We start from the raw sequence: 6,433 nt of genomic DNA, 5'->3' as shown, positions 1-6,433 counted from the left end.
GCGCGTGAAGGCCCCCTTCCCTCGGCTGAGCCGAGGGAAGGGGGCCTTCACGCGCTCCCGCGGCGAGCCGGGCCCGCAGGTCGCCGCGGTAGGTACCTGAGAGAGGGTTTGCCCTAGCGACCCAAAACACTCCGAGCGCGACCAGCCCGTCGGACAACCGTGAAGTCACGCCACTTACCCCTCTATAAGTCTCGCGGTAGTTCGCGCTGCCGACTACCGCGTTCAGAGGACTGAACGCGGGTCGGGGCGGTCACTGGGAGGTGGGGAAGTTGAAGCCCGCGGTCCCGCGCCCGGCCGTGTGCGGCCAGCGGGTGGTGACGACCTTCGCCCGCGTGTAGAACCGGACGCCTTCCGGGCCGTGGATCGGGCTGTCCCCGATGAGGGAGTCCTTCCAGCCGCCGAAGGAGTAGTAGGACATCGGCACCGGGATGGGGACGTTCACCCCGATCATCCCCACCTTGACCTCGCGCTGGAACTTCCGCGCCGCCTCGCCGCTTCCGGTGAAGACGGCGGTCCCGTTGCCGTAGGGGTTCGCGTTGATCAGCGCGATTGCCTCGTCCACAGTGGACACCCGGACGATCCCGAGTACCGGCCCGAAGATCTCCTCGCGGTAGGCGGCCATCTCCGCGGTCACGTGGTCCAAAAGGGACGGTCCGACGAAGAATCCCTCCTCGTGGCCATCGACCCGCAGTGCCCTGCCGTCGACGACCACGGTCGCACCCTGCTCCGCGCCGAGGGTGACGGAGTCGATCACCCGCTGCCGCGCGGCCTGGGTGACGACGGGGCCCATGTCGTTGCCGTCGTCGTGGCCGGGACCGACCTTGATCTCGGCCGCCTTGCGTTTGAGGATCTCGACGAGTTCGTCGCCCGCCGAACCGACGGCGACGCCGATGGAGATCGCCATGCAGCGTTGCCCGGCGGAACCGAACGCGGCGGCCGTGAGGTGGTTCGCGGCGTAGTCGAGATCGGCGTCGGGCAGGACGACGGCGTGGTTCTTGGCCCCGCCGAGCGCCTGCACCCGTTTGCCGGTGGCCGTCGCGCGTTCGTGGACGTACTTGGCGATCGGGGTGGACCCGACGAACGACACGGCGGCGATGCCGGGGTGGTCGAGGATCGCGTCGACCGTGACCTTGTCCCCGTTGACGACGTTGAACACGCCGTCGGGGAGACCCGCCTCGGCGTAAAGCTCGGCGACCAGCCGGGACGCGGACGGGACGCGTTCGCTGGGCTTGAGCACGAAGGTGTTCCCGGTCGCGATGGCGATCGGGTGCATCCACAGCGGGACCATGATCGGGAAGTTGAACGGCGTGATCCCGGCGACGACCCCGAGCGGCTGCCGGAAGTCGTGCACGTCCACGTCCCGCGAAACCTGGCTGGAGAAGCCGCCTTTCAGCGCGTCGGCGATCCCGCAGGCGTACTCGACGATCTCGCGGCCGCGGACGATCTCGCCGCGCGCGTCGTCGAGCACCTTCCCGTGCTCGGTGGAGATGATGCGGGCGAGTTCGTCCTCGTGTTTCACCAGCAGCTCGCGGAAGGCGAACATCACCTTCGTCCGCTGTGACAACGACGAATCGCCCCATGCCTCGAAAGCCTTGCCCGCGGCCGACACGGCGGTGTCCACATCGGACGGTTCCGCGAGAAGCACCTCGGCTCGCGGGCGCCCCTCGGCCGGGTCGTACACGAGGGCGGTGCGGGTGGAGCCCGCCGTCGTCGCGGTGCCGTTGATCCAGTGTTCGATGGTCTTCACGCGTTGTCCTCCACAGGTGTTCACAGCAGCCCGACGGCCGTGTCGACGGCCTTGGCGACGTCGCCGTCATGCGGGTAGAGCAGGGACCGGCCGACCACGAGGCCCTGCACGGTCGGCAGCGCGAGCGCCCGCTGCCAGGCGGCGAACGCCGCGTCGGGATCCTTGACCTCGCCGCCGAGCAGGACGGCGGGCAACGTCGAGGCGGCCAGCACCCGCTCCATGTCCTCGACCACCGGGAGTTTCAGCCAGGTGTAGGCCGACGAGCGGCCGAGTCCGGAGGCGATGGTGATGGAGCGGATCACGGCCTCGGGGGAGAGGTCGTTGCGGAGGCGTCCGTCGACCCAGTCGGCGAGGAACGGCTCGACCATCGCGATCAGTTTCCGGTCCGCCAGCTCGTTGATCGCGTTCGCGGTGTTCTCGAGGACGGCGGGCGTCGCCGGGTCGGTCAGGCAGATCCGGGTGAGCGTCTTGCCGCCGTCGAAACGCATCCGCTCGATCGCTTCGGCGTCGTAGCAGGCGAACCGGTCGTCGACCTCGAAACTCGAACCGGCGAGCCCGGTGCGGTTCATCGAACCGATGACGGTTTTGCCGTCGAGGACGCCGAGGATCAGCAGATCGTCGATGATGTCCGGGGTCGCCAGCACTCCCGTGACGCCGGGGCGCTCCAGCGCCAGGCAAAGACGGTCCAGGAGTTCGCCGCGGTCGGCCATCGCGAGGGGATCGGAGCCGACGCCGTTCGCGCCGCGCGCCGGATGGTCCGCGGCGATGATCATCGCCGCGCCTTTGTCGTTGAACGGCGATTTCGCGCGGACCCGGCTGGCGGCGGCCGCCGCGATGGCCTCCGGATCGCGGACCCGCGCCGCGACTACCCGCCGTACTGTGTCGGACACTGTTCGTTCCTTCCGTCTCGCGTGATTTCTCGACCTTCGCAAGAGGTCAGGAACTTTGTCAAGACATATGGACATAAGGTCATAACGACCATGGCGTCTTCGCGGTAGGCTCCGCGCATGAATCCCTGGGAGCCTGGCGAGATCGAAGTGGAGCCGAACCGCCCGGAGCCGCTGTACTCCCAGGTCGCCCGGCAGCTCCGGGCCGCGATCGAGGACGGCAGGCTGCCGAACGGCGCGCGGCTGGACAACGAAGTGGAACTGGCCGCGCGGCTCCATCTGTCGCGGCCGACCATCCGGCAGGCGATCCAGTCACTGGTCAACCAGGGGCTGCTGGTCCGCAAACGCGGTGTCGGGACACAGGTCGTCCGCACCAAGGTCGCCCGCCCGCTGCGGCTGAGCAGCCTCTTCGACGACCTCAGCGAACTCGGCGACAAACCCGAGTCCGTCATCCTCCTCAACCAGGTCGAGCCCGCCGGTGAGGACGCGGCCGAGCGGCTCGAGACACCGGGCCTGACCCATGTCCGGCGGCTGAAGCGGGTCCGCTCGACCGACGGCGAACCGCTGGCGATCATGAACAACTACCTGCCGGACGGCATCATCGACCCGGACGACGACGAACTGCGGGACAAGGGGCTCTACCAGCTACTGCGTTCCGCGGGCGTCCGCCTGCACGCCGCCCAGCAGAACGTCGGCGCCCGGGAGGCGACCGAGGAGGACGCCGCGCTGCTGGGGGAAAAGCCGGGAGCGGCACTGCTCACCATGCGGCGCACCACCTACGACGACGCAGGCCGGGTCGTCGAGTACGGATGGCACGTCTACCGCGCCTCGCGCTACTCGTTCAATCTCTCACTGACCAACAACGTCTGACGGCTTCGGCGCGGGATCGCGTTCCAGATCGGTCTCCAGCGCCGCGTACACCGACGGGCGGAACCGGCGCAGCCAGCCGGCGAGCGCGAGCCCGGCCAGCGCGACGGCCAGGAGCAGCCACGGCAGCTGCGGGACGACGCCGTTGCTCGACCCGGCGAGCGTCGGGAAGTTGACGATCGCCAGCGTCACGATGATCCCGAGTCCCACCGCGCCCAGTCCGGGCGCGATCAGTGTCTTCACGATCCGGCGGTCACGTGTGCGGCGGAAGTGGACCAGGATCGCCACCGCCGCGAACAGTTGCAGGGTGAGGATGCCGAGGGTGCCGAAGCCGGTCATGCTCGCGGTGAGGTCGGCGACCGGGTCGAGCCCGGCGAGCCGGAAGCCCAGCGCCACCACCGAGCCGAAGGCCAGCTGGACGATCGAGGCGTAGCGCGGCGCGCCGTTGCGCGGATCGGTCCTGCCCAGTGACCGCGGCAGCACGCCGACCCGGCCCAGCGCGTACAGATACCGGGTCGCCGAATTGTGCAGTGCCAGCAACGCCGCGAACAGGCTGACCACCAGGAGCAGCAACATCACCTTGGTCAGCGGGCCGCCGAGATACTCCTGTGCGACCGAGAGCACGAGATCCCCGCTCGAAAGATGCGCGACGGCCACGTCCTGCGCCTGTTCGGCACCGATCGCGCTGACCACGGCCCAGGTCGTGAACGCGGCGAACACGCCGATGAACCCGATGGCGATGTAGGTCGCCCGAGGGATCGTCCGTTTCGGATCCTTGGCCTCCTCGCCGAACAGCGCCGTCGCCTCGAACCCGATGAAAGCGTTGGCGGCGAACAACAACGCCAGACCGCCGGCACCCTGGAACAGCACGGACGGGCTGAACGCGGCGAAGGAGAAGCCGTGCCGGAACAGCACGCTGAAGTCCATGATCAGCAGGATCGACACTTCGAGAACGAGGGAAACGCCCAGCACCTTCGCGCTGACCGCGATGCCCCGGCGGCTGAGCAGGAGGACCAGCACGACCGAAAGCGCGCTCCAGAAGAGCCAGTCGAGGTGGAGCCCGAAGACGTCGTCGATCGCGGTGGAGGTGAAGAATCCGCTCGTGCCGATCGCGCCCGCGACGAAACAGTTGTAACCGAGCATCGCGACGAAACCGGCGACGAGCCCCGGAGTCCGGCCCAGGCCCTTGACCACGAAGGCGTAGAAGCCGCCCGCGCTGGTGAGTACCTTCGACATCTGCGCGTAGCCGACCGCGAACAGCAGCAGGACGACCGTGGCCAGCAGGAAGGCCGCGACCATGCCGCCGCCGTTCCCGACCGCGATGCCGATGGCCGCGATCACGACCATCCCGGTGAGCGGCGCGACCGCGGCGAGCACCAGGAACACGATGCCGGGTACGCCGAGGACGTTCTTGGCGAGGGACGTGCCGTCTCGGCTCATTCGCCGCTCCTCATCTCCGCTGGAGGAGCCAGTATGGGAGCGGCGGGGAGGCTGGGCTTTGTCTCTGTGCGCGTATCGCTTGCCCGCTAGCGCCGGGTGACGGCGGAAGGTGCGGAGTCCGCGTCCGTCAAGGCCGCCTTGCCGCGATTTACCGCTCACGGCAGCGAGCCGATCAAGCCGTGTGCGATTGACGCTCAGCGGCACCGGACCGCTTCGAGAGCTTCAGGTACACCAGCGCCCCCAGTGCCAGCGCCGCCGCGAACAGCAGATACCAGCCCGCCAAGATGAGGACACCGAACACCAGCACCGTCGCGAGCGCGGCGAGCCACCGCTGTTTCCCGCCGGACGGCAGAAGCCGGACCCCGGCGGCCATCGCGATCAGATAGATCCCGATCAGGCAGGCGTTCTCCGCGCGGAGCGCCTGCTCCAGTTCGAAGCCGGTGAGGATCGCGACGAGGAAGCTGATCGCGGTCCCCACGGTCACCACCAGCAGGCTGCGCCGAGGCACGTCGCCCGCCTGGCTGCCCTTGGCCAGCCACCGCGGCAGCGCGCCGTCGCGGCCCAGCGCGGCGCCGAGTTTCGCCATGCTCGCCACGAAGACGTTGAGCACCCCCAGCGTCACCACCACGGCGATCACGGCGGCGACCACGCGCACCGAAGTCCCGAGCCCTTCCCCGAGCATCGCCGCCAGCGGCGCCTGGGTCTCCCCGGCGCGCGGTCCGAGCACGAGAATCGTCATCCCGCCGACGGCGAGATAGAGCACGCCGATGATGACTATGGAGATTCCTGTCGCGAGCGGCAGGTCCCGTTTCGGTTTCCGGAAATCGGGAGCCAGATGCGTGACGGTTTCCCAACCGGTGAAGGACCACACCAGCAGGCTGATCGCGGTCGCGATACCGGCGAATCCGTGCGGCGCGAACGGCTGGAGATGGGCGCTGTCCGCTTTCGGTGCCGCGACCACCACGGCGCCGACCAGGAGAACGGCGAGAAAACCGGTGAGCACCAATTGCACCCTGCCCGACAGGTGCACCCCGAACAGATTCACCCCGATGGCGATGAGGATCAGAACGGCGGCCAAGACCATCGTCATGGTCCGGCCGCCACCGGCCAGTTCGGTCACATAGGTCGCCCCGAACGCACTGGCGGCGGGCATTCCCGCCAGGGTGCCGAAATAGAACCACCAGCCGGTCACCGCGGCCGTCTTCGGCCCGAACGCCCGCGAGGCGAACGTCGCGGGCCCACCGGCGTCCGGATGACGGCCTGCCAGCGCGCCGAAGGTCGCCGCGACCGGCGCGGATACCAGCACCAGTACCAGAAAGGCGATCAGCGAGGCCGGACCCGCCGCCTTGGCGGCGAGTGACGGGAGGACCAGCAAGCCGGTGCCGAGGACCGCGCCGACGTACAGCGCGACACCTTGCGGCACCGTCAGATGCCTGCTCTTCGATCGGGACGGCTGCTCGACCGTTGATCGACTCATCTTCAGCTGATACCC

At 68.8% G+C, this 6,433-nt stretch carries 5 protein-coding genes; 1 reads left to right on the top strand and 4 read right to left on the bottom strand.

What is annotated here, in order from left to right:
* Positions 1-250 precede the first annotated feature (250 nt).
* On the bottom strand, positions 251-1,747 hold the full coding sequence (locus ACZ5ZX_RS32910) for a CoA-acylating methylmalonate-semialdehyde dehydrogenase (protein ID WP_465505879.1): 1,497 nt from the start codon (positions 1,745-1,747) through the stop codon (positions 251-253).
* A 20-nt stretch (positions 1,748-1,767) separates the two neighbouring features.
* Positions 1,768-2,637 carry a Cgl0159 family (beta/alpha)8-fold protein gene (locus ACZ5ZX_RS32905; protein ID WP_465505878.1) on the bottom strand — a complete coding sequence of 290 codons (870 nt, stop codon included), beginning with the start codon at positions 2,635-2,637 and terminating at the stop codon, positions 1,768-1,770.
* Positions 2,638-2,754: 117 nt separating this feature from the next.
* Between ACZ5ZX_RS32905 and ACZ5ZX_RS32900 the strand changes: the two genes are divergently transcribed.
* The gene (locus tag ACZ5ZX_RS32900; RefSeq protein ID WP_465505877.1) at positions 2,755-3,504 is read left to right on the top strand and encodes a GntR family transcriptional regulator; all 750 of its coding nucleotides are present in this window, start codon (positions 2,755-2,757) and stop codon (positions 3,502-3,504) included.
* On the opposite strand, the gene ACZ5ZX_RS32895 is transcribed toward ACZ5ZX_RS32900, so the two are convergent.
* Both ACZ5ZX_RS32895 and ACZ5ZX_RS32890 read right to left on the bottom strand, forming a co-directional pair.
* Positions 3,484-4,941, bottom strand: a complete 1,458-nt coding sequence (locus ACZ5ZX_RS32895; RefSeq protein WP_465505876.1) for an APC family permease — start codon at positions 4,939-4,941, stop codon at positions 3,484-3,486. The two genes, ACZ5ZX_RS32900 and ACZ5ZX_RS32895, sit on opposite strands and share 21 nt — an antisense overlap.
* 172 nt (positions 4,942-5,113) lie before the next feature.
* Positions 5,114-6,418, bottom strand: coding sequence for an APC family permease (locus ACZ5ZX_RS32890; protein ID WP_465505875.1), 1,305 nt, complete (start codon positions 6,416-6,418; stop codon positions 5,114-5,116).
* Between the last annotated feature and the right edge of the window lie 15 nt (positions 6,419-6,433).

The sequence above is a fragment of the Amycolatopsis sp. NPDC033938 genome (genome assembly GCF_055575975.1).
This window is presented reverse-complemented; position numbering and strand designations above follow the sequence as displayed.

What these genes read in the sequence shown, in the direction of transcription:
- ACZ5ZX_RS32895 (WP_465505876.1), bottom strand. Translation starts at nt 4,941, where the DNA reads ATGAGCCGAGACGGCACGTCCCTCGCCAAGAACGTCCTCGGCGTACCC.
- ACZ5ZX_RS32890 (WP_465505875.1), bottom strand. Translation starts at nt 6,418, where the DNA reads ATGAGTCGATCAACGGTCGAGCAGCCGTCCCGATCGAAGAGCAGGCAT.
- ACZ5ZX_RS32900 (WP_465505877.1), top strand. Translation starts at nt 2,755, where the DNA reads ATGAATCCCTGGGAGCCTGGCGAGATCGAAGTGGAGCCGAACCGCCCG.